Genomic DNA, 25,860 nt, shown 5'->3' on the forward strand with positions numbered 1-25,860 from the left:
GTTAATACAAATAAAGTTTTCAAAGAGAAGATAAAAACACAATATTTAGTTCATAAACTTGTTATCCTCTGGGAGTAAAAGAGTTCTGCTCGACCAAATCACCCATTATTAAAGCAATCCAACCATGGACTGGGATTCTGCAAAACAACATTGCAACGAGCGAAACTGGCAATGGTCATTGGAATTAATCAATCAGGCTCAAAAGGAGATGGAAGAGTTAGAAACGAAACTAAAAAAATGTGAGGATCAACAGAAAGCTAATCGTTTATATAACGCCTGTAATTACTAATGGAAGAAATGAGCGCAACAATAGTTCCATTGGGTTCACTTGCACTTATATTTGCAGTGATTTCAATCCTTGTCTTCCTTAGAAAAGCAAGTATCGCAAGACAAGCTGATGAGTCTATAAAAAATAGAATGGAGGCAAAAAGAAATGAAAAGACCGAATCTCTTGAAGAACAAAAAAAACGTTTAGAACTTTTGCTTAGAAAATAAAAAGATACTTACTTACAAATTATCATCGCTTATTTTACCAATTCTTTTAATCGGATTAGACCCGTCTCTATGATTTGCTGGATCAAATGGAAAATTTGTATCTGGGCCTAAAAGATCATCAATACTTTTTGAATCCATTGAGCCTTCATCATTTTCAATATCAACATCCGATGTCATTAACACCTGCTGGGCTTCAACTGACTGGAAGCAAACACTAATTACTAAAAATAGGGAAAGTAATAATCTAAACCAAAATTTTATAACACTTTTCATTGAGAAGTAAAAGATAAACTATTTGCTAAAGGAAAATATATTTCCTTATGTCCTATCAACTACTAGTCATCAAAAATAAGACATGCAGGTGAGGAAGGATTTAAAGCACACTCTCTCTCCCAGTATGAAGCTATCGCTGTCATTCCTCTTTTGACTAACTCGTGCTTTCTACCTATGTCACCCATATTGTCTCTGGGGACGCTAAATGAAGTTTGAAGTTTCATAGATTTCTCTTCAATTATTATCGGTATAAGCCATCAAGAAGGCCTATGGCAAGTGAATTTATCCTCATCTTTCTTTTAAATTATTTTAGAGTCATCAATTAAAATATCTTTAATCAGGGAAAATCAATTTTTGACATCTAATGAGCTGTTTAAAAAGCAAAATCAACCCAAGCAATTAAAGGTTATAACAAGTGAATCCAACAATAATTTCAATAATGACATTAGGCATCGCCATTGCAGGAATTTCAGTTTGGTGGGTCAGAACAACCCTCAAAGAGGGTAACAAGGCACTTGAAGAAAGCCAAAAAAAGAATCTAGACAATTAACACTTTCATCGATTTAGGTACAAACAATGCTTTGAGAAAAATCATTTGTACATTTACTAAAAAAAAGCACCTCCACTTAAATAGTAGAGGTGCTAAAAAACACATTCTTCAGACCAACTAACAGCTACTTCTTATTAAGGGCAGCCTTAACCTTTGTAGGAGACAAAGCCTTAAGTTCCTCATTTATCTCATTTTGACGTTCATCAAGAACTTTAATACGAGCTTGATAGCTCTCTTCTAGTCTTTTTCTGGAGTCCTCGATATTGTCGAGTTCCTCTTGACGTTGATTACGCTTAAGCTCTTCAAGCTGACTATCAGAAACCACATAAACAGTTCTGGTAGGTGCAATTAAAGAATCAGAGAAAAAAGTGTCGAAGAGTGAAGTGTACATAACTTTTCTTTCGGAGTACACAACTACTCTGTCCTAAATTGATTTAGTTAGGGATGAGGCATACCGTAGAAAATGATTCGGTAAATACAACTCACTTCGGTTGCTACTACTGAAAAGTTAGGTATACCGACCTCTAAAATTTTTCACAAAGCGTCTCTTGAAAGAGATAACAAAATAATGGCTACATATTCACTCTTACTTGGAATCCTCGTGATAATCATTTCATGGAAATTCTTCAATGACTGGGCTTCTGGCCTGGCAGGATTTATTTATGGTGGCATCTTATTTTGGAGTCTCAAATTATTTGTTCAAATCATTAAAACTTTATTTGGATAAAAAATGATGTCTCCATTGAAATCAAATGAAACTACTGAAACCATGCTTTAAGCCCCAAAAGATAGTCACCAAAATTGCTGACAAAGGTAGTGCGATGGCGAGTGTGATATTGATTGTTCTAAAAATCTTCCCAACTCCATTACTCGTATCTTTAGAAGGATCTACGATAAGAGGCATAGCAAATACGTATTTTTTATATTTATAGGCGCAATTTCCATTCAATTGGTTAGATTGTCGTAATTATCGAGACAGTCTCATGTATTTATTAGGTCTTGGACTATTAGTTTTAAGCACTTGGTATCTGATGAAGCTATACACAAATTTCAAAAACGATCCGATAGCAAAGAAAGAAATCGACAATGCATGGCAAGAAGCAATGAAAGAAGCAAAAGGTAAAAATCCTTTTGCGCCAGGAAGAATTAAAGAGGCTCTCAATGCATATAAAACCGATATGAATAAAAAAGACAACTAAAAGATAAAAAATCCAAAGAGATCAAAATATTTCTAAAAAGCAGCTAAATTATTTTTTTGTAGATTTAGTAGTGACTCCCTCATTAGTTCTAATGGATTATGTAGACAGAAAGACATTGAATAACGAACAACTAGAATATCTCGAGCAAGTTTTAAAAGCATCAATTCAGAAATTGAAATTCACTGGTATCGAACCTGTAATTGCTAATAATGAAATATGTGATGCAGCACTCATTTCCCAGGGTTCCTATGAAATAAGTTGTATTGCGTCCATACTTGATATGCTTCAACCAACAGAAAAAACAATGGAGCGCAAAAAAAAGGTATTCAACGCTCTATGCAATGCAGGTTTAATAGTTACTGATTAAAGAAAGAGGCCTACCTGAGGAAACAGATCCAAACAAATATAAACAAGATATCTACCAAAAATACCAGTGAGAGGCATTGAACCTCTCATGCCGCCTGACGGTCTGGGTAAGCTTTATTTAGCAGCTTCAGGTGCTTTTCTGGCTTTGCGTGCTCGTCTAGCAGGTCTACCAGCACTTGGCTTAACAACTGCAGAAACCTCCGCTTTAGCTTTGGCTGCAGCCTTTTTAGCTACTGGCTTTTTAGTTACTGCTTTCTTTGCTGTTGCCTTTTTAGCTACAGGCTTTTTAGCTACTGCTTTTTTAGCTGTGGTTTTTTTTGCTGCAGCAGCTTTTGGAGCAGAGCCTTTACGTGTGCGATGAGAAAGAATTAAAGCCCATTCATCAGCGCTAATATTTGCTGGCTTATTTCCATGAACCTCAGAAACTTTAGCTGCTTTTTCAATATCTTTAATTAGATTTTTCCAAGAAGCTGCGTAACGTTTATCAGACTGAGATTTAGCACCGCTTTCAACAAGGGTTTCAACGACTTGAGAAGCAGTAACCTTCTTACGACGTCTGTTAAAGATCTCCTTTTGCAAGGTAGCAATTAAGGCATCACCTTTAGCACTAACTTTGATGGATAACTGAGACATAACTCAAAAATTACTTTCTTAATACATCTATCACATATAGGGTATTCAATTCAATAGTCAATGGTTAACCGACAATTAAATTTTTATATATCTATCAATATCATTTAAAGTGATACCTTCAAATAATTCGATCTTAACTATAAAGCCATATCTAGTGGGCGAGAGAAAAACAAAAAACTAATAAAAACAATGCTAGTCAATAAAGCTAATAGACCTCATATGCTGATCAAAGATGGCGTAGTAACACTAATAAACAAATTAATCTATTCAAAGTATCAGGCTACCTCTGGACACCAACCAATCTCTTTCTCTCGTTGCCGCATCCAAAGAAGACAACGTGAAATCAAATGGTCTCCATGAGGAGTAAGACGACGATGAACATGACACGAAAGAATTGTTCTGCAATACTTGTCGCTGGAATAATTGAAATGTTGACATGTCATGCAAACGCAAGCTGAATATGTTTTTTTGAGAGTCGCTTTCTCAAGGAATTGCCACACTTCTTCTTGACCGAAGATCTGATCGGTGCAAGTTTCTTTGGGGTGAGTCGTAGACATTGACCAATTCCAATAGGTTGGGCTACGGCAGATACCCATTCTTCAGCCTTAAAGACAGCATACGGGGAAGCAGATGGAGTCATTTACGTTTAGCAGTACACTTGTACTAGCAAAAACCAATAGGTAATGTCAAGTCATATATTTCAAAACATCTAAAATATGTCGCCTGCAATACCAACAATCAAACAAAGAACATGCTCAAACACGATGAATACTTCAAGGATATAAAGGCTAATTAAAAAAATAAACGGATAAGTCCACCACAAAACAAAAAAGCAATAAAAAAGCCCTCATCTCATGAGGGCAAAATAAACTGCTGAAGGATCCCCATCACCCAGCTTTTCAAAAATAATAATCATATCAATCAGATTAGGCAACATTAAAGCACCATATGTTTTATCTCAGGCTTAAATGAACACCATCTGTAGGGGGGGTTGATTTATATGGAAAATAGGGTTAGAAATAGTATCCCCATCACCCAGACCCGTAGGACACCATACCTAGGGTCTTTTTTATTGGAAAACCTTTTATAGAGGGATTTCGTCAATATTAAGCACATATGATCTGTGGAAAACTTTTGTTATTTGAATAAACTTGCGAGCGAAAAAAATATGTCCTTACCTAAATCTTAGAAAAAGTAGCTTATAAAGGTTTAAAAACGATTAATTGAAAAATCCTTCTCTATTAAGTAAAAAGGTTCTAAATCTGTTAATTGGTAGGAAAAAGACAATTGCGCTAAAGAAATTAAATCTATCGAATAAAACCAGTTGAAATCTTTATGTGATTACACAAAATGATTGATCTCAAAAGAAATAGCAAAAAAGAACCAATTGAGGCCACAGGCCTTCGAAGTCGCAAATCTTCTCTATATAAGCCAAATCAACAAGAAGATTTCAAAATTAGTAGAGGTCGTTTCTCAAATTTTCTGACGTGTCAAAGGTGCTTTTATCTCGATAGGGTAAGAGGTCTTGATCCTCCTGGGACACCAGGTTGGACTCTCAATGAAACTACTGACCTATTACTAAAAAAAGAATTTGACGATTGCAGACAAAAACAGGTTCCACACAGAATATTTGCATCTAATGGACTATCTCATGTTGTTCCATTTGATCATCCTGAAATAGATAACTGGAGAAACTCACTTCATCGGGGACTAATGCATCGTTACAAGGATACCGGAATAATTTTGACTGGAGGTGTAGACGATATTTGGCAAGACACTATTACAAGACAACTAATAATTGTGGATTACAAATCACAAGCAAAAAACGGACGAGTTGATAAGAAAGATTATTTAGAGGATCCTTTTCACGAGGCCTATAAAATTCAAATGGACTTTTATGCTTACATACTCTCGGGGATGGGTTTTAGTGTTCATCCAATATCTTATTTTCTAGTTTGCAATGCAAAAAGGGATGAAGATGAATTTAATAAGACCATGCGTTTTGATGAATATCTTGTTCCCTACAAATGGAGGAATGATTGGATAGAGAGTCGACTAGATGAAATGGTCTCACTAATGAATCAATCAGAGATTCCAGAATCAAATCCTTCATGCAAGAACTGCGCCTATGCAGATCAATATTCGAAAATACTATTTTCAGGAAATTCAAGTCAAAAAGAAATTAAACAAGGAACTTTGCCATTATTTTAAAAACGCTAATAGTTTTAAAAATGATTCTTATCAAAAAACGTCTAAAGGATTAATGGTATGTGCGGAAGATATCAGCTATTAACAAAATTCATAAATTTACCTGATCTTTTAAAAAAAGATGTGCCAAAGGGATTGGGTAAAAATTATGAACCACAATTATTAATCAAACCAGGTTCTCCAATTCTTGTACTTAAGAATGAAGGCAAGACACAAACATCCATAATGCTTTGGGGATTTATATCTGAGTGGAGTAAAGACCCTTTTGACAACACAAGGCCAAAGCCATTTAACGCGAGATCAGAAAGTGTTGAAGAGAAGAAACTTTTTCGTGCAAGCTGGAGGCATAAGAGATGTTTGATACCAGCCAGTGGTTTTCTAGAAAAAGGTCACCTAATAGGTAGAAAAGATTCTCAAACTTTCTGGTTAGGAGGACTTTGGAATCGATGGATGTCTAAGGAAGGTTGTGAACTAGAGAGCTGTTGTGTGCTAACGACAGAACCAAATGATTTAGTCAAACAATTTCATAACCGTATGCCCGTTATTATTCCAAATGGGCTAGAAGAAGAATGGATCTCTTCAGTTAAAAATGCTCAAGACCTTAAAGCTTTAAAACCGCTAATGACTAAATGGGACCCAGAAGAATGGACAGCCGAGCCAATTAACAAACCTAATGCCGACCAATTATCCTTCCTATAAAATCATACAAAAAAAGGGCTTATACAAGCCCTTTTATACATTTTTTAAGATCAGGACTTCAATGATCATGATGCACTTCTGCCGAACTAGGCATTTCATGGGCAGAAGACAATTTCTTCAATGATTGAGATCCACAAATAGCAGACAGAGCGATCACAACCAAGGATGCAGTGCTTAACAACTGAAGCACTATCGGGAGATGTGAATTAATTCTTTCTCTAAAGGTAGTCATTTGGGAAGTTAATTAACACTCCATTCAAACAAAAAGAATAAGCACCGTCCATAGCTTGAATATTATGACCTAAATAGCTAAAAGCAAAAAAATAAGCATAAATAAATTTAGTCCTACTGTTAAGAGTGATGTACTTGCTTTACATTCATTAGTCAAAACTAGGGACTCACTCTCTTATTGGTTTCTAATTATGACCTAAATATTTAAAAGTCTCATAAGATACATAATGAAAGTTAGATATTGAAAGAAAACATATGAATAAATAATTGTACAATTAAGCCAATAATTAACTGAAAACTACTCATGGCTGAAAAATTAAAAAGGTTAAAACCACTCGACGTCTGATAGCTGATTAAAATTATCTAAACGAATTTATTGAAATGGACGGAAATAGAATGGATCTTCCTTCTCTAGACAAACTTAGAGAATTAGAAAAAAACGCAAGAATAGAAGGGAGTGGCATTGAATTTGAATCTCTATTAGGGCTGTGGAAATTTAATTCAGTTTGGAAGCAGGGATCAGATAAAGAAGACTCGATTTCAAGCACTTTGCTACAGGTTCTCTCAGCCAGTCTAGAGTTGAAAAAGGATAGACAAAATGCAGAAGAAGAGAATTTTACTATCGCCAACTCAATTAAATTTGGATTATTAACTCTGAGATTTAGTGGCTACGCAAATTTAGAAAGGAAGCAGCCATTATTACCCTTTTCTTTTGATTGCATCCAAATAAAACTAGCTTCGTTGACTATTTTAAATAAATCTCTACCGGCACCGGATCAAAAGAAGAAACCATTTTTTGCACTAATAGCTATCGATCCAAATGGTAAATGGTTGTCAGCTAGGGGAAAGGGTGGAGGACTTGCTCTTTGGATAAAAGATAAATAAGCTAGCAACTTTGAAAAACCCTTAGATATTTTGTTGAGCAAATTCTTCTAAAAGTGTTTAGTTGAAAAATCAATCCCTCTAGACATATATTAATAATTACCAAACGTCTTAGAAGCGTAGAGGCATCAAGCAACAACTTTATTTCTGAGAGAAATCCTATCAATAGAATTTGGATGTTCACGAACAAATTTATTGAACTCAATTGCTAGCTGTCTAGCCTCAAAAGCATCAATAGCATAAAACCCTAACTCATGTCTTTTGTTAGACAAATCGCGGTAGCTAACAGCATATCTTTTACAGGAGGTAATAGGTCTTGAGGACATGTTTCAAAAATTCAATGAATTCAATACTAAAAACAACAAAATAGTTCTGAAAGATATCTACCGAACAATTTTTGGACAGGAAACCGAATCTAAAGTCTTAATGATTTAGACCTAGTAGATCTCAGATAACTTCGAATCTAACTTCTTTATAAAAATATGCGCTAAATTATGTAAGCTAAACTACGTTTTATAGATTTTACGTAAATCTTAAAAGACTTAAAAATAACGAGGTTAATAAATAATCAATTATTAGATAAACTAATTACATTAATAATTTTTACTTTATATATTTTGTATTTCTCCCTACATACAGCAAGTGATTAGAAAGGTAACTTAAAATTGTTATTCGATTTAATTAAAGTTATGACTTTAGATATTTACAAAGCAATTGTAAAAGCTTCAGACCAAGGACATTTATGGGGACTCAAGCGTACCGATTACTAGCTATGTTTAAATTCACCAAGTTTAAGTCTATTCAGTTAATTATATTGTGGAACCTCCCGATTCTAATTTTATTTATTGGAATAATATCAATACCCATAGAGTTATTTAATACAATTTCAATTTTTTAATAACTCAACATCTCTATGCACAAAAAATTCTTAAATAGAGAAATACTTAATCAATATAGCAAATCTTGATAATTAAGATATGCACAACTATTAATGAATTAAACTGACTGGTAAGAATAAAACTCTGGATTATGATATGTAGCTAGGACATAAGTACACGGCCTATATTTTATTAAGCGGCTTTACACTGAACACTTCTGTTGTCGGTCCAAGTCCAAGCAGACTTCTCCATTGTAGATAAATCGACTCTGTGGCTTGCCATCCAGTCTCCATTGGCTTCTATAAATTTCTCAATATCCCCCTCTGGGTGCTGATGTATAACAATTATTTTTTGAGGGTCTTCATCACTACACCCTCTGTACAAAGGCTGAATATTAAACTCTCTATGCCTTCTGGTAGCTTCTTTGCTGTCGAAGATTGCAGCCCACTCATCAAAGGTGCATTCGACCTTAAAAGTAAAAACTGAGGTAACAGTAGAAGACATCGATAATCTTTAATCTGCGCGAACAATACTCAAACAAAACACAAGTGACTAACAGTTGTTGTAAAAACTAGATAAAAAAGAAAAGTTTCTGCTAGAAATAGCTTATGCAGATAACAAGAAAAAACCTCAAACGAATCATCAACTTGATTGTTGTTTTATCAGTAGCCACTGTTGGGTTCATCAAAGTAAAACACCCATTTAGTTATTTAGTTGGTGTTCCTCTTGCCAGTTGGGTCGTTTATCTTTTATGTAATGCAATGTGCACAGATATTCTTTTTGGAGAAACATTGGGATGTTCAGAAAAAAGTATTTACAAGGAGAAATAAGGTTATTGCGAATTAAAACTTTCTCAATCAGTGAAAAATAAAATGTGTGCAAAACCTAATAGTACAAGCAAAGATAAACTAAAGTTAAAATAAAGAAATGAATCAATAGAACTACTCATAAATTTCAGAAAAAATAAAATGCTATTTGCTTTACTCAGTTGGAAATAATCTTTCTTTTAGCTGAATTAATACCATGTCTTTTAATAGGATATTTGCTAGGACGATTTAAAAAAGATTTATCCCTAACGATATCTCGTCCTTTAATGAGCTATGGAATTCCTATCAGCTTGATGGGGATATTACTTAAGTCTGGCCTTGAATTCCCTTTAATACAATCTGCGTCTTTAGCACTGGTAGCTATTGGCTTTGTAATGACTCTATTAAATCGCATTCCTGGTATAAAAAACTTAATACCAAACAGATCTCTTCAATTAGGTAGTGCATTCGGAAATACTGGGTATTTCGGAATACCAGTTTCTCTAGCACTGCTTCCAAATCATGCTTTGATTTACAGCATAGGTTTTGACCTTGGTGCGACATTAGTAATTTGGAGTATCGGTCCAATACTGCTAACAGATCCTTCAAAAGTTTTAAGTTCTAATAGATATTGGCAGAATTTCATAAAAGCAATCTTTAGAAGCCCTGCTGTAAAAGGACTGATTGGCGCATTAATTGTTCATTCATCACCATGGAATAAACAATTAACAGCCTTACTATGGATACCTTCAAGGGTTGTAATTGTTTTAGCACTTGTAATTGTTGGAATGCGTCTAAGTTGGTTAAGAAAAGCAAATCTCTCAAGAATAAAAATCCAAATAACATCCATTAAAAATGCTTTAATCATGAAACTGGTTGGATTGCCAGTCGTTATGTTGATCATTTCCCTAGCGATCAGATTACCCACCGTTATGCGAGAGGCTTTAGTACTTCAATCAGCTGCGCCAACAGCAATATCTGTCTTACTAATATCCCAAGCAGCGTCAAGAAATGAAGATGAAGCCACATCGCTTGTTGTCTTAAGTACGATTATCTCGCTCATATCAATCCCTGCTTGGTTGATGATTTTAAGATTGTAAAAAGTTAACAACTATCGCCTTTTAACTCAGTTTGTCTAAGTTGTAAGAAATACAATTTTTTTAATGACCTCAGCTACAGCAACAAAAGCGACAGCAAAGAAAACAGCGGCAGTAAAATCATCATCAGTAAAATCTCAATCAATTTATTCATCAACCCAATCAAGATTTGCCAGTTCAAAGCTAATTCAAAATCTAGGTTCATCTAATGATGGGGTTCAATTCGATTTTTCAAGTTCGTTAAGAACTGCATTTGGAAGGGACTAAAAGGATATGGACCTTTTAAAAACACTTTTTACAGTTGCTATATGTCTAGGTATTGGATGGGCAATCTCAAAAGGGATCATGTTTGGTTTAACTCATATTTAATATTCCTGAAGAATGGCATCTTACAAATGAAGTAAGTGAAGTGATAGAAAGTGCATGGATGCAAGTCAAGATCACATGCGAAAAAATAAAAGCGCAAACAACTGCAAAATAAAAAATAAATTTCAAATATGCTTAACAAAATAACAGATCATTATCAAGAAAATTAATGGCTAAAGAATGGGAACCAAAAGAAGAACATCAAGCAGTTATTGCAAGGAGTATAGAGTTTATTTCTGATGAATTAGCTGAGTTACAAGAAGCTTTACGATGTCCAAATTCATTTATTGTTGAAATAGCTAATAGGGTAGTATCTGCATATAAAACAAACCAAATCATCATTAGAAGAGATGAAGAATAAATGGAATTTCTGCAATCGCATGATTTAAACCAATTGGGGCTTTGGACCCCTCTTATTGGAGGTATTCTTCTTTACGTTGGCTTAAATCTAAAAATCACTGAAGTTGATCCTAATGAGTAATCAATACATGAAAAATGAGTACAACGATGAGAAAAGGTTCAATTTATTAGAATAGTTTGGGATGAAACAAGGAACTCTTGAACTAATTTTCTTTGCTCTGATTTTCTTGAGTCTTCAATTTTGGTGGATAAGGATGACAATTAAAAATGGTCGAACTGGAGAAGTAGATAAATGGGGGCAAAAAACAAACCCAAAAAAACTAAATGAATTGGAGAAAGTGAAGCAAGATTTAGAAAAACTTTTTCGATCTTAGTTCTCAATACTACAAAACTATTTAAATAATGAACTATCAAATTTTGCTTGAAAGCTACGCTGCTGGTGAATGGATTAATAAAGACGAAATATCGTTACTAGAATTAGAACTTGATTGTCAACTAGAATCTATTAAATTTTCTCGCAATCAAGGTTGCACAGAAAAAGCACCAAAGCACATTTGCGAGGCAGCTCAAGTTTGCGAGGGTAGTAGTTGGCTCACTTGCTTTGCTTCAATACTAGATAAGGCCAATCCCCTTTCTCTTGGGAATAAATCAAGAGGAGCAAAAGTCATTGATGCACTTCTAGATAACAATTATTTAATGAATTAAAATAGTAAAAACAATTATCAATTCATTATTAATAGACAAATTATTATTAAACAAATCCAATGAGCAATAGTGAAAGTCGTGAAGAAAGGAAAAAACGTTTTAAAAATCTCTCAAGTGCAGAAAGAAAAATGTTGATTAGAAAGAAACTAGAATTACAAGGTTTAACAGAGGGAAGCGGTGTGAGGGGAAAGGATCAATCTTCTTACGACAAAGAAGAAATGATAGATTTAATTCTATTAACAAGATGTTTTCAAAAGAATAAAATTCAATAAGTCATCCAAGCAAATTTTGTTTTACGAAGTTAGTCCCTGCAAAATGGGCATATGAATAAACCTATTAAAAAAAAGAAAATTACCTTTGCAAGGTTTGCTGTTCGTACTCTTGCTATTTCTGCAAGCACCCTCGCTCTATTTGATTTTCTAAAAGGAGACTATCAAGCTGGAGGGCTTCTAGCACTTGGATGGTTAACCATCGTGATCGGGGAGAAAAGGATGTTTAATGGGGAAAAGACAAATGAAGAAACCTAAGAAAATTTCCAACTGTTAACTATCAATAAATAGATCTATAAAATTCATTCAGCTTTTATTCTCTATGCCACCATAAAAGAAGTAACAGTATATAAGACTTTAAATATTGAGGCATTTTATTCCACCCCATTAGTTCTATGAGTGAGACAAAGAAAAATATGAACTTCAATCTGACAGAAATGAAGTTCAAGTTTAATGATCTATTTACTGGAATTGCATTGCTGTTGTGTGCATTTTTATGTGCGTTTAGCCTTGCACTAATTTCAATAAGGCTAGGGCCAATAGCTAAATGGGCTAATTATCAGACTATTTGTGTTGAACAAGAAAGTTTAAAATCTCCAATCGAATGGGCGGTGCGTAAGTGCAATGGGAGGTCAAAAGTTTATCAAGTGAAGTGAAGGCAACTCAATTAAAGTTGAGTTGAGGCTTTTTACTATTCGGAAGATAACGTTTGTCGTAAGAACCAATAACATCAAATCAATAGTTTGTTTAGAGCCAAAACAATAGAAATCCTGCCAAAAGTCCAGACATATGACCTAACAAACTAATTCCAGGTAAGAATGACCAAATAATTCCAATACCTGTAAGCACAGAAATAGATTTAAGTAATCTTGGATCTTTGTTTAAGTGACATCCAATGAACAAGAATCTTTTCTTTCCATAAATTGTAGTCATTAGAATAAACGCGTCGATACCAAATAAAACACCACTAAAGCCAATGGCTAGAGACATAGGATTTCTATAAATTAAAATATCTACGCACCAACAAATGAACGCTTGGAGAGGCATTATCAATACAATAAAAGCCAGAAAGAAATAGTCACTTTGAAGGCTTAAAGATTTAAGAAAATATCTAGCTACGATGATTCCAGAGATATTTGCCAATAAATGATTAACATCACCATGAAAAAAATGGGATGTAATAATCCTGTATGGCTCATAAAACAAACGTCCAGACCAATAAGCAATGGAAGCCTTATCAATTATTCCAAAGAAATCTGTTGCAAAGAAGCAAATAGTGCAAGCCAAAAAGGGGACAAAATATTGCCAATCATCTTTTGAAATCTTCTCAAGCATTCGTAAATAGATTTACCAATAATCCAATCGTACTTCGTGAATATGATCTATTGAAAAACGAATAGGGCTAATTCTTTAACTATGTGAATAAGCTAAAATATTTACCTATCAAGAACATCACCCATAAAGAAAAGGACTAAGGCCTAAGGTGAACAAATCTATTATTGATATAAATGGAAATTGATGTAAAAAAGAGACTAAATCTCAATAGTTATGAATGGTGGAGAAACCACCGAAGGTTTGTAACCCTTGGATTATTTCTTGCAATTTTTGCAGGCTATGTCAGAGGTCCTTCAGCGAAAGACTTCAAAGTGAATGATATTTGCGGACGTCTAAGCGCTGATTTGATTACAGGGGAAAAGGCTGCAAGAGAATTGAAATTAGGCAAGAAAAGAATCGATGGACTAGAAGGAGAGAAAGCTGATATTACTAATCACTACTACCATGCCAAGTACTACTGCCAAGGCTACACAAAAGGCAATGTAGGATTGGGATACTAATGACATCTTTACTAAAATAGCCAGAGAAAAGCATTGCACTTTTCAGGCCGCTTTAACGGATCTGGCTTTTTGACTAAGCTTTTACAGCTTTAAGACTAACTTTTCTTGCACGCTTCGCAGGTCTTCCTGCTCTAGCCTTAGATGCTCTCTTTGAAACTGAGTTTGCGCTTGAAGTTGCTTTTTTAGCTTGAGCAGAAGCTACTTTCTTAACTGCTGATTTAACTTTAGAAGTCTTAACTTTTGCTTTTGCAGCGCTCTTGGCTGGAGCTGCTTTAGTTACTGCTTTCTTTGCAATTACTTTTTTAGCAGCAGTTTTTTTGATAACGGCCTTTTTAGCAACAGTTTTCTTGACAGCAGCCTTTTTAGCTGAGGGTTTTGCTGAAGCTTTTTTAGCACTCGTAGTCTTACGAGTACGGTGAGAGAGAATCAAAGCCCACTCATCAGCACTAACATTTGCAGGCTTATTACCATGAATCTCAGAAACTTTTGCAGCTTTCTCAATATCCTTTATTAAGTTTTTCCAAGAAGCAGCATAACGCTTATCAGATTGTGACTTAGCACCGCTCTCTACAAGAGTTTCAACAACTTGTGATGGTGTTACTTTTTTTCTTCTTCGGTTAAAAATTTCCTTTTGAAGGGTAGCGATCATGGCTTCGCCTTTAGCGCTAACTTTGATACTTAATTGAGACATTGAATTAAGAATTACCTATATACAACATCTAGCACATTGTGGGTATCCAAACCGAACAACCTATTTACATGTAGATGTAAATAGCATCTGCATCTTATAAATTTACATAAAAAACTATTCATTTAAAGACATAAGGAGCGCAAAAATTAAGTTATAGGCTTGTTTAGAAAATAGATAGGTAAAGTCTCACTTAAGGAGAAAATGACTATCAAGATGGAATTAAGTTTTATTGATTATCTAAAAAGTAAGCAAAAATCGCTATGAAACACAAAAAACAAAAATTCGAGCAACAACCTAGCTATCTATTGAAAATGTTCTTTCTAATTTTGCTTTTATTTGCTTTAAAGACGGTTCTGAGACCTTGAGTATTTTTTTATAGAATCCAAAAATTTTAAGACACGCCAAGGGAACAAATATTGTCAATAGTAAGGTTTTAGTTGTAATCATATAAATGTTATAAGCCAAATCGATGAGAAACGCACAAATATTACTTGGTAAACGTATATGTATATAAACTCAAGGTCTTTAGAAAATTTTAGTTAAGGTCAAGGTGTTAAGTACGAATTAACCAATTCAATAAAATGCAGGACAGGAAGGATCTCAAAGCCCTTATTTACCAGGTAGCAGCAGCAACAGATAGAGGTCAAAGGATGAACGCGATGATTGCTCCTATGTACCAAAATAAATTAGTAGAGATGAATAAACTAGTTGAAGATCTACTACCCCTATCAGATGAAATATCTCAGGATTCTATTGAAGGTGAATGGGAGCTTATTTACTCATCAGTTGAATTATTTAGGAGCTCTCCATTTTTTTTAGCCATAGAAAAGGCTCTAAACGACAAATCAAAAAGCGATTTATTTTTCAAGCTTCATCTTTTACAAGTTGGATCATTTGGTTTATCAACAATAGGAAGAGTCGGTCAATATCTCAATTTTAATAAAGGAGAAATGATCTCCTCCTTTGATACCACTATCTTTGGAATTACAACCATCCCAATTCTTGGTTGGTTCAAGCTTTTACCTACCTTTGGTGGTCGAGTCATAACGCTGGCTAAAAGGCTTCAACTAAAAGACAACATTCTTTCAATGGAGTTAGAGAAGACTAAAGTATCAGAGGTGGATGGACTGGGAAAAATTCCTTTTTTAGACAGTATTCTCATGGAAAGGTGGTATCCAGTTAAAACCATATGGAAGCTTCTTCCATGGAACAAAGAAAATCCAATTTGTGAGATTAGAGTGATCTATGTTGACGAAGATTTAAGAATCATTCGAGATATGCACGGAGCATTATTTGTTTACATACGTCCATCAATTCCTCTTCTTAACCAAACAAAAAATTAAGTAAATTCCTTCTTAAAACTTACTTCATTTAAGCAGTTCTTTAGAATTTGTAGTAGAAATTCTAAAGAAGAAAAATTCCTTTTAAAAAAATAAATGAAAAATCCAGAAGTAATAGTAATTGGAAGTGGTATAGGAGGATTATGTTGCGGAGGCTTGCTAGCAAAAGCTGGCAAAAAAGTCTTAATTCTTGAGGCTCACTCAAAACCTGGAGGAGCCGCTCATGGCTTTCAGAAAAATGGATATACATTTGAATCTGGACCATCTCTTTGGAGTGGAATAGGTACTTGGCCTACGACAAATCCTTTAGGTCAAGTCCTAAAAGCTCTTAACCAAAAAGTTGAATTAATTAAATATCAGGATTGGAATGTTCAAATTCCTGAAGGCGACTACACAATTGGAGTTGGAGATAGAAGATTCTTTGATCAGATCAATTCAATAAGCGGAAATGATGCCATTAAAGAATGGGAACATTTTATTCAAGTGATTAAACCGATTGGTGCAGCAGCTAATGCAATTCCCCTAATAGCGCTAAATCAAAACAAGGAAACTATTTTTCAGCTCTTAAGACGTAGTAAAACACTCCTCTCTCACTTGAAATCTTTTAAATACCTAGGAGGTGCTTTTGGAAATTTAGTAGATGACCATCTTAAAGATCCATTTTTACGAAATTGGGTTGATTTACTTTCCTTTCTAATAAGCGGTTTATCGAAAGACGAAACCAATGCAGCTGCGATGGCAACCCTTTTTGATGATTGGTTTAAACCAGATGCCTACCTGGAATATCCAAAGGGAGGAAGTGAATCTATCGTTAAAGCTCTATTAAATGGAATTTACTCATTTGGAGGAAAGCTCCAACTTAATTCAAAAGTTAGTCAGATAATTATAAAAAGGAATAAAGCAATTGGAATTGAGTTAAAAAATGGTGAGAAAGTCTTTGCAGAACATATTGTTAGCAATACAGATATTTGGAACACCATTGATTTAATACCAAAAGATATATCTCAAAAATGGAGAGAAGAAAAGTCTATAACTCCAAAATGCAAGTCATTTCTTCATCTACATCTTGGGTTTAATGCAGAAGGACTAGAAAATATTCCACTCCATTCAATATGGGTTGATGATTGGGCTAAAGGTATTACTGCCGAAAGAAATGTAGTAGTTCTCTCTATTCCATCTGCCTTGGATCCAACAATGTCTCCCCACAACAAACACATCCTTCACGGATATACACCTGCTAATGAGCCATGGGAAATATGGGAAAATCTTAAAATAGGTACTAACGAATATGAAAAAACAAAAGAGGAGCGATGCTCAGTCTTCTGGAAACCAATTAAAAAATTGGTGCCAGATATAGAAGAAAGAATCGAAATAAAAATGCTAGGGACACCACTTACACATCAAAGATTTCTAAATACTAAACATGGAAGTTACGGTCCAGCATTATCAGCTGCAAAAGGGCTTTTCCCAGGGAATAAAACTCCAATTAAAAATCTTTTAATGTGCGGTTCAAGTACATTCCCAGGGATCGGTATTCCACCAGTAGCAGCCAGTGGCGCTATGGCCGCCACTACAATTCTTGGTTCCAAATTCCAAAGAGATCTAATCAAAGAGCTAGACATATAAGAAAACAGCTATTGTTAATAGACAATATGAAAACACAAATCAAATGAGTAACTCACTCAATCAAGCTTTTACAGGAGTAATCGCTCTAGCTCTGATTGTGATATCTGTAGGTCGTATCCCATTTTCAAGAGAGAAAGAGCTATCAAATTTATGCAGGGAATACTACACAATGTACCTTAATCAGAATGACTACTCACTAAAAGAAAAAAATACAAAGATCAAAGTGATTGCAAAGAAAACAGGTCTTAAAGCTGAGACAAATAATATTGGTAATTTTTGTAATTCGTTCTATTTCAACCAAAGATAGATTTAAATAAGAAAATAGAAAAGTTCTCTGAATACATTTATTCAATTTCTAATAGGAACAAATACATCCGTAATTATATCGATAGATTTAATATCAATTTAGTAGTTAAATAAGAATAGTAACGAGGAAAAATCATGAAGAAAGAAGCTTCATCAAATATCCTTGAAAAAATTGATGTCGCTAAAGAAAGAATCAAGGAATTAGAAACAATGATTAATCATTGGGAAGGTGTCGAAGTTGAAGGTTTTTGGGATGCTGAATGCTCTATAAATCCATCATCTCCGGCTTGCCTTCTCTTTAATAATTGACCTTCAATCGGTAAAACTTAAAGCCAGATCAAGCAAATCATCTCAGATCAAAAGCTATTCTAACAGCCTTATTAGTGAATAAAAATTAACTCAAAGACAAAAAGAATCACTTAACGAGACGCAAAGGTATTTTTCTTTAACTATTGAAATCTACATTTTTAAACTCATGATTCACAAAAAATTTTTATAGAGTAAAAAAAATTGTAGATAAAAAATGACGGAGCCATCAAAAGTCGTGTCATCCAGTGACTTTGATGATTGGTTTTCTTTGAACGACACTGTTATGGGAGGTTCAAGTAAGGCAGTTTGTAGATCTTCCTCAAAAGGCCTCTCCCTGGAAGGTGTTGTAGTTGAGGAAAAAGGAGGTTTTGTTAGTTGCAAATCTCCAATATTTTCACCTGTTCTAAATTTATCCAATTATCAAGGTTTTGAATTAAAAATTGAAGGTAAAGGTCGAACTTTAAAATTTGGAGTGTCATGTAAATATGGAATTTTTGGATTAAGAGGATTTTTCTTAGACAAATCACCTGGTGGGCTCAGATGGGTAGCAGAAATAGAAACAAAAAGATTTGGGACAACAACTGTCAAAGTACCTTTTGAAAGCCTTGAACCAACTGTTCTAGCAAAAAAAATTTCTTTTCCAATCATATTTAAATCAGAATCTATAACCCAATTTCAATTACTACATTCCAAATTTGGTAAACCAGGAGAATTGAATCCTGGCTTTAAGCCTGGAAAAATAAATTTTGTTTTACAATCGATTAGTGTCTATTAGCACAATTAAAAAATAACTATATTTATATTGTTCTGGTTCCATAGGTAATAAAAATACAACGTATAGTAAAAGTATTTCTCAAAGGATTGGACCGTAAAACAAACTAAATCTATGAAAAACCTTTTTTATTGTATATACTCCAATTAATTCAGAAAACTTCCTTTCAATGGGATTGCTTTAAATATATAACCTCAATAAAATGAATAACAAAGACTTACCACCGATATGTGGTTTTGAATTTGAAATTAATAAGTTAGTAAATAAGGAAAGAGATAGTAGACAATTCGAAAAAAAGTCAAGGTTAGAGAATGTTAATTCAGCATTTGCATGTGCCCTCCATATGCATCAACCAACAATTCCAGCAGGTAACAATGGAGAGCTCATTTCACATTTGCAATATATGTTTGAACACACTTCAGAAGGAGATAATCACAATGCCGAACCATTTGCTCAATGCTACAAACGTCTAGCTGAAATCATTCCAAGCCTGATAGATGAAGGATATGACCCCAAAATAATGCTTGATTACTCCGGTAATCTTCTTTGGGGAATCGAACAAATGGGTCGCGAGGATATTCTCTCATCATTAAAGCTCCTAACGTGTGATTGCACAGTTCAACCCCATGTTGAATGGCTAGGAACCTTTTGGAGTCATGCTGTAGCCTCTTCAACTCCACCTTCTGACTTTAAATTACAGATAACAGCCTGGCAGCATCACTTCTCGTCATTATTCGGTGAAGATGCATTGCATCGAGTGAAAGGATTCTCTCTCCCCGAGATGCATCTTCCAAACCAACCTGATGTTCTTTTTCAATTAATCAAAGCTCTAAAAGAATGTGGATATTGTTGGGTAATGGTTCAAGAGCATAGCGTTCAAAATCTTGATGGCTCATGTCTTAGAGACGATCAGAAATATGTTCCAAATATGCTCAAAGCACAAGGAAGTCATGGAGAGACTATCTCTATTCTTTCACTAATAAAAACTCAAGGGTCAGATACCAAGCTTGTTGGACAAATGCAACCTTATTACGAGGCCATAGGGCTAAAAAAACAATATTTAGGCCAACATATTATCCCCTCGTTAGTCTCCCAAATTGCTGATGGAGAAAATGGCGGTGTAATGATGAACGAATTTCCTCAAGCTTTTATTCAGGCTTATAAAAGAATTGGTCCGAAAACCGACAAAAGTCCCACAATTGCTATGAACGGATCTGAATACCTCGCGTTCCTGGAGACTTTAAATATTGATGAAAATAGTTATCCATTGATACAAGCAGTCGGTCAAGACAGAATATGGAAAAAAATCTCAGGGCCAATAACTCCTACTTTGGTTAAAAAAGCAATAAATGAATTAAAAGAGGAAGATCAATCTTTTTCTTTGAGTGGAGCCAGTTGGACTAACGATTTGAGTTGGGAAGATGGATATATAAATGTTTTAGAACCAATTTCAAAACTTAGTTCCTATTTTCACGAAACATTTGACCATTTATTAGTTCAAAATCCAGCGTTAACAAAAACCCATGACTATCAAGAAGCACTCCTATACCTTTTGCTATTAGAAACTAGCTGCTTCCGTTATTGGGGACAGGGGAAATGGACTGAATATGCTAAAACAATCTTCAGAAAGGGTGAAGAGGTGATTAAAAACTTTGAAATTTCAGCACAGAGCAGTTAATCAATTTTGTAAAAGCATCAATAAAGAAAAAGAAATAACTAGCAAAAAATAATTTTTTGCGTTAAGGTCACCGACCAAAGCTTTAAAGAAAATGACTAGTACAAGTTTTGACAAAAATGGACTGGATAAAGCAGGTATTCATTGGATGCAATATCTTTCAATGACATCAATGTCATTGCTTATATTTCTCATAGCATTAGACAAAGCCGTTCCTAGCTTTCATCATTTTGTTTTAATTTCAATGGCCAAAGCAGGAATTATTTGTAATGCGATAGCTGGATAACATACTTTGACAGATCCACTGATCTCGCCAAAGAAAAAAATATTAAACTATGAAAGGAAAAATCAATCCAGACAACGATGGTTACGATCCATCAGAGGAATACTTCAAAAAGAAAGGTGACGCATATGAAAATGAAACTGAAGAATATTTCCCTAAAGAAACTTCTAAGCCACCCCATTATTAAGGCAACCAAGAAAGAGCTGATGATAATTAAAATCAACTAATGATTATTATCTATGTGAAATGTACGTACCTTCTGGATAGAGCCTTGATATTGCATTAAATCGCTTTGATATTTGTCGTTCTTTGTCAATATTAACTTTACGATTAAGAACCAAAACGTTGTGAACCATCCATAGAAAAAAGCCAACAAGCCAATACCAAGATATGGGATGAGCCAAAATGTTTATATATCATCTAATTTTAAGATGGCAATTATGTCCGTTTTTTTCATAAGTATTTAAACCTTTTGTTATTACCCCAACATCAAAATTAGATTTTTAAAAATGATTACTCAAGTCTATTGCTCTTTTAACCACATCAACAGCTAAGTAGGACTAGGTAGAACTGCTCAAGTCATATATTAAACATGAAAACATTTGTTATCAATCAAGCGAATGTATACTTATTTCTACTGGATTATTCATAGATTTTTCGACTATTATTGCTCGCCAGATAAGAGAGTGTATTTAGGGCTCTAATTTGAGATTCCAAAAATTAATTGCATTAGTAAAGAGCTGTAATTTTCTCTAGTTTTAATTTTTGGTGAATAAGTCTAAAAATATGAGCTTTTCAAATGCCTTTCCATACATATAGTTTGGCAATCGTTCTCTTCCGCACTGCTAGATATTGAACAATATGTTACACACTCAAGATAATCTTCAATTGGATCAACTTGGTCTTGAGACATTTTCTTAGCATCAATCGTATTCATAAAAGTTTCCTACAATTAAATTTAATCTATCCTTTCTTTTTATTTTTTCTATCGGTATTACTTACTAACTTATACGCATAAGAAAAACTGATATATGAATCATTTTTAACTAAAACGAAATGGCGAAATAGGAATTAATTTTTATTTTAATAGCTCATATTAATAGTTATATAAAAATAATCGAAAAAAAAGAAAAGCTGTAAACAACTAACTCAAAATTAAAATAATTTTCATCCTATCTTCTCAATTTTATTCTTATTCCTATTCTTTCTCTAATAGCTTTTATCGGAATCATATCTTTCATTTGATCATCTATTTGCTTTCTAATTAAATTTCTAAATAATTGAGAAAGCAACACCAAACTAAAAAGAGATAATATAATGCTCCCCAATGCAATTAATGAATAAGTATCCATTTCAAAGTTCTCTATATATTGCCCATTCATCACCATCAGCAGTGACTTCAGAAAGTAACGCAACAGCTATGTCGGACTGATCAGAGCGCTTAACAATAATCTCTTTACCACCCATATATGGATCATTGAACTCTGATTTTGAACGGCTAGCCTCTAGCTGCTCAGATGGTGTCAAAACTTCAAGAATTTTTATCCATATCTCATCATCTGAAGCGAAAGGTGGAACAGAAAATTTACTCGGGCTACTTCCTTTTTTTTTATCCATATTATTTAATTTTTAGCTTTAATCTCTTTAACTTCATTAATTAATCGCTCTTGTCGTTCAGGGGTAATAAATCCAAGAGATCCACACTCATTAATATCTTGAATTGGATCTGATAGTCCATCGTGTTTCTTTAGCCATCCCTCCGTGCATCCTTTACATGCTAATTCATTTAATTCATTAGCTAAAGACTTGGCTTTCAAGCTATCCATCAATAAAAATTTAATTACTTCTTTCTTCCTACTCTACAGTCATTCTATAACTCAAGGGGAAAAAAAATTGATAACCTTATTCAACAAAATTGTAAAGTTGAATAATTTACACCCTATTAATAGATAAGTGGAATCAAAGAAAATAAGAACCAAAACGATCTACTTGGAAACTCATGCAGCTTCTTTTTTAAATTCCCGATAAATAGAAATGTCTATAGGTCTATTCACATCGGATTGAAAATCAACAATGTCTTGATAAATCTCATTAGGTAAAGGTTGCATTTCGCATCTTGAATAACATTTGCTGTTATCAAGCTTTTTCATTGAAAACCTGTTGCCTAAGCGCTTAAAGATAGACAATGTCACAATGCAACTTGAGTTAGTTATATCGTTAGAAGCTGTAGATGCAATACGCAAAACTACTAGCCTTCTCTATTAATTGAGTGAGTAGTTATTACTAATATTATTTTTTTGTAGCAGTTGCCACTTCATATCATTTTGTATAAAAAGCAAACTTTAATAAGAGTATTAAAAAAAGATGTCTTTATCTCCAAATGAGATGACTCCGTACATAAAAAAAATTCAACAGAAATTTGATAAAGCTCAAACGTTTTTAGTGAAAAATGGTTTTCACCAAGCTACAAAAGGGCTTTTAGAAGACATCGAAAACGCTAACGGCATAAGTAAAAAAACAAACTAATCTCTATCCTTCCTATGAGATGAAATCAAAAACAAAGTCTTTAGTGAGACAAGTAAAATGGTAGGCATGTATATCCTCTAAAATTCAGTTACCCTTTCCATGGTAACTGAAATCATTGTTTTAGACTTCAAGCTTAGTAATGTTTTTTCAGAGTATTGCACTCATATGAATGCCCCAGAGCAGCAGGCGATGTTTAAAGAAATGGGTGTTAAAACTTTTTATATCGGTGAGTGTATAGGAGACTCTAAAAGAGCAACTATTATGTTTGAAGGACCTGAGAATGTTTTATATAACATTTTTTTTAGTCCGGAAACAAAGCCTATTCTTTGAAGCCTCTGGTCATATTTATGAAGAAACAAAAATCACAAGATGGAAAAACAATTGTCCGAAATGCTAATTTTTAGGCGTTGAACTTCCTAAAGAAATCGTATTTGGAATCATAGGTATTGAATGTTTTTTGCCGTCTGGGCTTACATAAATATTCTCTTTCCCATATTCTGTATCAATGATTTTTTCAAAATGAGTCCCCTTTGGAAGATGTAAAAAATATTTTTGTGCTCTGTTCATCTTCTTTATATAGCTATTTAAAAATAACTGGGATATTTCCCAACGACAACAAATTTATTATTTTATGAAAGTTTGGTAGCTAACTATTGAATTCTTCTAAAGCAGTTAATAATCTACCAACTCTAGTTCCATTAACTCCAAGATCGCCACCACCATATCTTGATGCCGATTTGATTTGAATCTTCTTATCTATTTTTAAAATCTCCAAGTCATCTGGAAATCTAAAAATCAAACTACGACAAACCCCTTTCCAATAATGTTCATTACTCACTAAAACCTTGGTTCTAGGGATTTTCTGGGCAATCGTGACAAGTTGATCAAAGGTCTTGTCAACATCTTCAAATTCTTTTTGAAAGAAAACGCAATTTAGTGGATTTAAGCAAGAACTAAGACCTGATTTAGGACCTGGCATATTTTCTATTAGTTCATATATTGATCATGACAAAAAGTTTATTCCACCTGGTCTTGTTTTTCATTAACTTATTACTCAGTTGTTTCTAGTTCTCCCTACCTAAAACACCCATGGGAAAAAGCTTCTTCAATTAGGTTAATACAAAAATTTTTGAATATGAAACGATTAGATAAGACAGGGATGATGGTAATTATTTTCAGTGTGGCCTCAACACTTCCTTACCAGTTTCATTATCTCTCTTCTATGAGTTAAATAAAGTTACCCCCTCTCCCGATAGATAGTGCTCATTAAGGGTCTTTTGATTAAAGGCGGCTCAGTCCCATACCCAATCCATATAAAGCCAATAATTTCCTCCTCGCTTGAGTTTATTTGTGCAATTTTATAGGTATTAGGGTCTTTAGTGATTTTTCCTGTTGACCACTTGCAACCAACATCATCAGCAACAAGTGAAAGAGAGAGGTTTTGAATCGCGCAAGCACAAGCAGCATAATCTTCGAGTTTTTGAACTTGATTATCAGTACATAATTGAGTGGCAATAAGCAAATGGGAAGGGTTTAGCATTTTGTCTCTTATTTTTTTCATACTAGATTCATCTATTGTCATATCACCAAACTTCAGAGTCAGCTGTAGTTGATATAGTTGTTTCCTTTTTTTTATCCCAATATTGGTAAAACGCCATGGGAAAGTCCTTCTGTGGCAAGGTGCCTGATTAGCTGCAAATATTGATTTTTTAATTACTTCTCTAGGAACACGTTTTTTTGAAAAAATGTGAAGTGTCCTTCGTTTTGTAATTGCATCAGCTATTTCCATGATTTTTTCTTGACGTTATTAACTACACTATTAGCCATAGTGACAATTTTACAAAAAGTTAGTTTAGAGACCTGTATTAATAAAAGGCGTTTAAATCATCTCCAACTTGAATCTCACATCTAAAAAAACCATGATTTGTTGAAAATCACTTATTAAGCAACTTTGTCAAGAATTACATTTGATTTTTCTGAAAATAACGAGACGACTTGGCCCATAGGGGTCTTGAATACGCGTTCGACAATTTCTCCATCATTGATAATTATCTTCGTATTCAAGGACCCAGAAGGTAGATTTACAGATCTTTTTTTTAGTAGAATCTCCAGCTCTGGAAACTGATCATTAGGTTTAAGAAACTCTTTTAACTCAGGATGCAGATCTAAGATTGCGTCATCAAAGGCCTTAAACTTTTTCGTTAAAACCATACTTTGAGAAAGCTGTTACTTATGACTTGTAACCTACTGATCTCACGACGTAAAGAGTATTTAAACCAAGATCGGGATAAAATTAATAAGACTTTAAATAAAGCTTTAATGAGCAAAGAATAAATTCACATAATAAATTTTACTTGTAGCTCAATGTACAGATTAGTAATTAATGTCTAGTAGCGTCAAACACTCGCTGTTCATGATGAGAAATAGACGTTACCTCAGAACTTCTGTCGCTTAAAACTGACTGTGTGAATACAGTAATA

Annotated in this window: 45 protein-coding genes and 1 pseudogene; 28 read left to right on the forward strand and 18 right to left on the reverse strand. The window is 34.0% G+C overall.

Annotated features, from left to right (window positions below):
* Positions 1–124: 124 nt before the first annotated feature.
* Positions 125–289, forward strand: coding sequence for a hypothetical protein (locus tag O5639_RS02510; RefSeq protein ID WP_269605828.1), 165 nt, complete (start codon positions 125–127; stop codon positions 287–289).
* 8 nt (positions 290–297) lie between these two features.
* Positions 298–495, forward strand: a complete 198-nt coding sequence (locus tag O5639_RS02515) for a hypothetical protein (RefSeq protein ID WP_269624926.1) — start codon at positions 298–300, stop codon at positions 493–495.
* A gap of 12 nt (positions 496–507) precedes the next feature.
* Here the strand turns inward: O5639_RS02515 and O5639_RS02520 are convergent, their stop codons facing one another.
* Both O5639_RS02520 and O5639_RS02525 read right to left on the reverse strand, forming a co-directional pair.
* A complete protein-coding gene (locus O5639_RS02520) occupies positions 508–672 on the reverse strand; it encodes a hypothetical protein (protein ID WP_269624927.1) in 165 nt (54 codons plus the stop codon).
* Between the two features lie 158 nt (positions 673–830).
* On the reverse strand, positions 831–992 hold the full coding sequence (locus O5639_RS02525) for a hypothetical protein (protein WP_269624928.1): 162 nt from the start codon (positions 990–992) through the stop codon (positions 831–833).
* 191 nt (positions 993–1,183) lie between these two features.
* On the opposite strand from O5639_RS02525, the gene O5639_RS02530 reads away from it, so the two are divergent.
* The gene (locus tag O5639_RS02530) at positions 1,184–1,318 is read left to right on the forward strand and encodes a hypothetical protein (protein WP_269624929.1); all 135 of its coding nucleotides are present in this window, start codon (positions 1,184–1,186) and stop codon (positions 1,316–1,318) included.
* Positions 1,319–1,442: 124 nt separating this feature from the next.
* Here the strand turns inward: O5639_RS02530 and O5639_RS02535 are convergent, their stop codons facing one another.
* Positions 1,443–1,709 carry a hypothetical protein gene (locus O5639_RS02535; RefSeq protein ID WP_269624930.1) on the reverse strand — a complete coding sequence of 89 codons (267 nt, stop codon included), beginning with the start codon at positions 1,707–1,709 and terminating at the stop codon, positions 1,443–1,445.
* Between the two features lie 640 nt (positions 1,710–2,349).
* Between O5639_RS02535 and O5639_RS02540 the strand changes: the two genes are divergently transcribed.
* Positions 2,350–2,517, forward strand: coding sequence for a hypothetical protein (locus O5639_RS02540; protein ID WP_269624931.1), 168 nt, complete (start codon positions 2,350–2,352; stop codon positions 2,515–2,517).
* 70 nt (positions 2,518–2,587) lie between these two features.
* Positions 2,588–2,884, forward strand: coding sequence for a hypothetical protein (locus O5639_RS02545; protein ID WP_269624932.1), 297 nt, complete (start codon positions 2,588–2,590; stop codon positions 2,882–2,884).
* Positions 2,885–2,997: 113 nt separating this feature from the next.
* Here O5639_RS02545 and O5639_RS02550 read toward each other — a convergent pair whose 3' ends face one another.
* Both O5639_RS02550 and O5639_RS02555 read right to left on the reverse strand, forming a co-directional pair.
* The gene (locus tag O5639_RS02550) at positions 2,998–3,516 is read right to left on the reverse strand and encodes a hypothetical protein (RefSeq protein WP_269624933.1); all 519 of its coding nucleotides are present in this window, start codon (positions 3,514–3,516) and stop codon (positions 2,998–3,000) included.
* A gap of 439 nt (positions 3,517–3,955) precedes the next feature.
* The gene (locus O5639_RS02555) at positions 3,956–4,156 is read right to left on the reverse strand and encodes a hypothetical protein (protein ID WP_269624934.1); all 201 of its coding nucleotides are present in this window, start codon (positions 4,154–4,156) and stop codon (positions 3,956–3,958) included.
* 710 nt (positions 4,157–4,866) lie between these two features.
* On the opposite strand from O5639_RS02555, the gene O5639_RS02560 reads away from it, so the two are divergent.
* Together O5639_RS02560 and O5639_RS02565 are read left to right on the forward strand one after the other, a co-directional pair.
* On the forward strand, positions 4,867–5,727 hold the full coding sequence (locus tag O5639_RS02560; RefSeq protein ID WP_269624935.1) for a PD-(D/E)XK nuclease family protein: 861 nt from the start codon (positions 4,867–4,869) through the stop codon (positions 5,725–5,727).
* 57 nt (positions 5,728–5,784) lie between these two features.
* Positions 5,785–6,423 (forward strand): SOS response-associated peptidase, encoded by a 639-nt coding sequence (locus O5639_RS02565; protein ID WP_269624936.1) that lies wholly within the window; start codon positions 5,785–5,787, stop codon positions 6,421–6,423.
* A gap of 58 nt (positions 6,424–6,481) precedes the next feature.
* On the opposite strand, the gene O5639_RS02570 is transcribed toward O5639_RS02565, so the two are convergent.
* Positions 6,482–6,655 (reverse strand): hypothetical protein, encoded by a 174-nt coding sequence (locus O5639_RS02570; RefSeq protein ID WP_187152579.1) that lies wholly within the window; start codon positions 6,653–6,655, stop codon positions 6,482–6,484.
* A 380-nt stretch (positions 6,656–7,035) separates the two neighbouring features.
* On the opposite strand from O5639_RS02570, the gene O5639_RS02575 reads away from it, so the two are divergent.
* Positions 7,036–7,539, forward strand: coding sequence for a hypothetical protein (locus O5639_RS02575; protein ID WP_269624937.1), 504 nt, complete (start codon positions 7,036–7,038; stop codon positions 7,537–7,539).
* A gap of 125 nt (positions 7,540–7,664) precedes the next feature.
* Here the strand turns inward: O5639_RS02575 and O5639_RS02580 are convergent, their stop codons facing one another.
* Together O5639_RS02580 and O5639_RS02585 are read right to left on the reverse strand one after the other, a co-directional pair.
* Positions 7,665–7,862, reverse strand: coding sequence for a hypothetical protein (locus O5639_RS02580; protein WP_269624938.1), 198 nt, complete (start codon positions 7,860–7,862; stop codon positions 7,665–7,667).
* A gap of 744 nt (positions 7,863–8,606) precedes the next feature.
* A complete protein-coding gene (locus tag O5639_RS02585) occupies positions 8,607–8,918 on the reverse strand; it encodes a DUF3764 family protein (protein ID WP_269624939.1) in 312 nt (103 codons plus the stop codon).
* Positions 8,919–9,022: 104 nt separating this feature from the next.
* On the opposite strand from O5639_RS02585, the gene O5639_RS02590 reads away from it, so the two are divergent.
* The 9 genes from O5639_RS02590 to O5639_RS02630 all read left to right on the forward strand — a co-directional run bounded on the left by O5639_RS02590 (position 9,023) and on the right by O5639_RS02630 (position 12,673).
* Positions 9,023–9,244, forward strand: a complete 222-nt coding sequence (locus O5639_RS02590; RefSeq protein WP_269624940.1) for a hypothetical protein — start codon at positions 9,023–9,025, stop codon at positions 9,242–9,244.
* Between the two features lie 158 nt (positions 9,245–9,402).
* Positions 9,403–10,320: an AEC family transporter gene (locus O5639_RS02595; RefSeq protein ID WP_269624941.1), complete on the forward strand. Its 918-nt coding sequence runs from the start codon at positions 9,403–9,405 to the stop codon at positions 10,318–10,320.
* Positions 10,321–10,383: 63 nt separating this feature from the next.
* Positions 10,384–10,584, forward strand: coding sequence for a hypothetical protein (locus tag O5639_RS02600; RefSeq protein ID WP_269624942.1), 201 nt, complete (start codon positions 10,384–10,386; stop codon positions 10,582–10,584).
* 268 nt (positions 10,585–10,852) lie between these two features.
* Entirely contained in the window at positions 10,853–11,044 is a 192-nt protein-coding gene (locus tag O5639_RS02605) for a hypothetical protein (RefSeq protein WP_269624943.1), read from the forward strand.
* 181 nt (positions 11,045–11,225) lie between these two features.
* Positions 11,226–11,417 carry a hypothetical protein gene (locus tag O5639_RS02610; protein WP_269605861.1) on the forward strand — a complete coding sequence of 64 codons (192 nt, stop codon included), beginning with the start codon at positions 11,226–11,228 and terminating at the stop codon, positions 11,415–11,417.
* A 28-nt stretch (positions 11,418–11,445) separates the two neighbouring features.
* Positions 11,446–11,748 carry a hypothetical protein gene (locus O5639_RS02615; protein ID WP_269624944.1) on the forward strand — a complete coding sequence of 101 codons (303 nt, stop codon included), beginning with the start codon at positions 11,446–11,448 and terminating at the stop codon, positions 11,746–11,748.
* 59 nt (positions 11,749–11,807) lie between these two features.
* Positions 11,808–12,020 carry a hypothetical protein gene (locus O5639_RS02620; protein WP_269624945.1) on the forward strand — a complete coding sequence of 71 codons (213 nt, stop codon included), beginning with the start codon at positions 11,808–11,810 and terminating at the stop codon, positions 12,018–12,020.
* Between the two features lie 51 nt (positions 12,021–12,071).
* A complete protein-coding gene (locus O5639_RS02625; RefSeq protein ID WP_269605866.1) occupies positions 12,072–12,275 on the forward strand; it encodes a hypothetical protein in 204 nt (67 codons plus the stop codon).
* A gap of 179 nt (positions 12,276–12,454) precedes the next feature.
* Entirely contained in the window at positions 12,455–12,673 is a 219-nt protein-coding gene (locus O5639_RS02630; RefSeq protein WP_269624946.1) for a hypothetical protein, read from the forward strand.
* 91 nt (positions 12,674–12,764) lie between these two features.
* On the opposite strand, the gene O5639_RS02635 is transcribed toward O5639_RS02630, so the two are convergent.
* The gene (locus O5639_RS02635) at positions 12,765–13,352 is read right to left on the reverse strand and encodes a rhomboid family intramembrane serine protease (RefSeq protein ID WP_269624947.1); all 588 of its coding nucleotides are present in this window, start codon (positions 13,350–13,352) and stop codon (positions 12,765–12,767) included.
* Positions 13,353–13,525: 173 nt separating this feature from the next.
* Between O5639_RS02635 and O5639_RS02640 the strand changes: the two genes are divergently transcribed.
* Complete coding sequence (locus tag O5639_RS02640; RefSeq protein ID WP_269624948.1) at positions 13,526–13,852, forward strand: hypothetical protein; 327 nt, start codon at positions 13,526–13,528, stop codon at positions 13,850–13,852.
* Between the two features lie 73 nt (positions 13,853–13,925).
* On the opposite strand, the gene O5639_RS02645 is transcribed toward O5639_RS02640, so the two are convergent.
* The gene (locus tag O5639_RS02645) at positions 13,926–14,543 is read right to left on the reverse strand and encodes a hypothetical protein (RefSeq protein WP_269624949.1); all 618 of its coding nucleotides are present in this window, start codon (positions 14,541–14,543) and stop codon (positions 13,926–13,928) included.
* Positions 14,544–15,124: 581 nt separating this feature from the next.
* Here O5639_RS02645 and O5639_RS02650 point away from each other — a divergent pair.
* From O5639_RS02650 to O5639_RS02685, 8 genes are all read left to right on the forward strand, one after another.
* Complete coding sequence (locus tag O5639_RS02650) at positions 15,125–15,886, forward strand: PAP/fibrillin family protein (RefSeq protein WP_269624950.1); 762 nt, start codon at positions 15,125–15,127, stop codon at positions 15,884–15,886.
* A 93-nt stretch (positions 15,887–15,979) separates the two neighbouring features.
* Positions 15,980–17,509 (forward strand): phytoene desaturase family protein, encoded by a 1,530-nt coding sequence (locus tag O5639_RS02655; RefSeq protein ID WP_269624951.1) that lies wholly within the window; start codon positions 15,980–15,982, stop codon positions 17,507–17,509.
* Positions 17,510–17,552: 43 nt separating this feature from the next.
* Positions 17,553–17,816 carry a hypothetical protein gene (locus tag O5639_RS02660; RefSeq protein ID WP_269624952.1) on the forward strand — a complete coding sequence of 88 codons (264 nt, stop codon included), beginning with the start codon at positions 17,553–17,555 and terminating at the stop codon, positions 17,814–17,816.
* Positions 17,817–17,950: 134 nt separating this feature from the next.
* Positions 17,951–18,124: a hypothetical protein gene (locus tag O5639_RS02665; protein WP_269624953.1), complete on the forward strand. Its 174-nt coding sequence runs from the start codon at positions 17,951–17,953 to the stop codon at positions 18,122–18,124.
* A gap of 214 nt (positions 18,125–18,338) precedes the next feature.
* Positions 18,339–18,899 (forward strand): CIA30 family protein, encoded by a 561-nt coding sequence (locus tag O5639_RS02670; RefSeq protein ID WP_269624954.1) that lies wholly within the window; start codon positions 18,339–18,341, stop codon positions 18,897–18,899.
* Positions 18,900–19,098: 199 nt separating this feature from the next.
* Positions 19,099–20,574 carry a glycosyl hydrolase family 57 gene (locus tag O5639_RS02675; protein ID WP_269624955.1) on the forward strand — a complete coding sequence of 492 codons (1,476 nt, stop codon included), beginning with the start codon at positions 19,099–19,101 and terminating at the stop codon, positions 20,572–20,574.
* 91 nt (positions 20,575–20,665) lie between these two features.
* Positions 20,666–20,857 carry a hypothetical protein gene (locus O5639_RS02680; RefSeq protein ID WP_269624956.1) on the forward strand — a complete coding sequence of 64 codons (192 nt, stop codon included), beginning with the start codon at positions 20,666–20,668 and terminating at the stop codon, positions 20,855–20,857.
* 49 nt (positions 20,858–20,906) lie between these two features.
* Entirely contained in the window at positions 20,907–21,041 is a 135-nt protein-coding gene (locus tag O5639_RS02685; RefSeq protein ID WP_269624957.1) for a hypothetical protein, read from the forward strand.
* Between the two features lie 985 nt (positions 21,042–22,026).
* Here O5639_RS02685 and O5639_RS02690 read toward each other — a convergent pair.
* The 4 genes from O5639_RS02690 to O5639_RS02705 all read right to left on the reverse strand — a co-directional run bounded on the left by O5639_RS02690 (position 22,027) and on the right by O5639_RS02705 (position 23,004).
* On the reverse strand, positions 22,027–22,206 hold the full coding sequence (locus O5639_RS02690; RefSeq protein ID WP_269624958.1) for a hypothetical protein: 180 nt from the start codon (positions 22,204–22,206) through the stop codon (positions 22,027–22,029).
* A gap of 1 nt (position 22,207) precedes the next feature.
* Entirely contained in the window at positions 22,208–22,471 is a 264-nt protein-coding gene (locus tag O5639_RS02695; protein ID WP_269624959.1) for a hypothetical protein, read from the reverse strand.
* A 5-nt stretch (positions 22,472–22,476) separates the two neighbouring features.
* Positions 22,477–22,680, reverse strand: coding sequence for a hypothetical protein (locus O5639_RS02700; protein WP_269624960.1), 204 nt, complete (start codon positions 22,678–22,680; stop codon positions 22,477–22,479).
* 171 nt (positions 22,681–22,851) lie between these two features.
* Positions 22,852–23,004 (reverse strand): hypothetical protein, encoded by a 153-nt coding sequence (locus tag O5639_RS02705; protein WP_269610529.1) that lies wholly within the window; start codon positions 23,002–23,004, stop codon positions 22,852–22,854.
* A 214-nt stretch (positions 23,005–23,218) separates the two neighbouring features.
* Here O5639_RS02705 and O5639_RS02710 point away from each other — a divergent pair, with 214 nt between their 5' ends.
* Both O5639_RS02710 and O5639_RS02715 read left to right on the forward strand, forming a co-directional pair.
* The gene (locus O5639_RS02710; protein ID WP_269624961.1) at positions 23,219–23,380 is read left to right on the forward strand and encodes a hypothetical protein; all 162 of its coding nucleotides are present in this window, start codon (positions 23,219–23,221) and stop codon (positions 23,378–23,380) included.
* 99 nt (positions 23,381–23,479) lie between these two features.
* Positions 23,480–23,777, forward strand: a pseudogene (locus O5639_RS02715) (DUF3764 family protein).
* On the opposite strand, the gene O5639_RS02720 reads toward O5639_RS02715, so the two are convergent.
* From O5639_RS02720 to O5639_RS02735, 4 genes are all read right to left on the reverse strand, one after another.
* Complete coding sequence (locus tag O5639_RS02720) at positions 23,774–23,947, reverse strand: hypothetical protein (RefSeq protein ID WP_269624962.1); 174 nt, start codon at positions 23,945–23,947, stop codon at positions 23,774–23,776. The pseudogene O5639_RS02715 and the gene O5639_RS02720 sit on opposite strands and share 4 nt — an antisense overlap.
* 79 nt (positions 23,948–24,026) lie before the next feature.
* Complete coding sequence (locus O5639_RS02725) at positions 24,027–24,359, reverse strand: DUF1499 domain-containing protein (RefSeq protein ID WP_269624963.1); 333 nt, start codon at positions 24,357–24,359, stop codon at positions 24,027–24,029.
* Positions 24,360–24,617: 258 nt separating this feature from the next.
* Positions 24,618–25,169, reverse strand: a complete 552-nt coding sequence (locus O5639_RS02730; protein ID WP_269624964.1) for a nitroreductase family protein — start codon at positions 25,167–25,169, stop codon at positions 24,618–24,620.
* Positions 25,170–25,321: 152 nt separating this feature from the next.
* Positions 25,322–25,591, reverse strand: coding sequence for a hypothetical protein (locus tag O5639_RS02735; protein ID WP_269624965.1), 270 nt, complete (start codon positions 25,589–25,591; stop codon positions 25,322–25,324).
* Between the last annotated feature and the right edge of the window lie 269 nt (positions 25,592–25,860).

This window comes from Prochlorococcus marinus str. MIT 1214, from assembly GCF_027359355.1.
Lineage (GTDB): Bacteria > Cyanobacteriota > Cyanobacteriia > PCC-6307 > Cyanobiaceae > Prochlorococcus_B > Prochlorococcus_B marinus_F.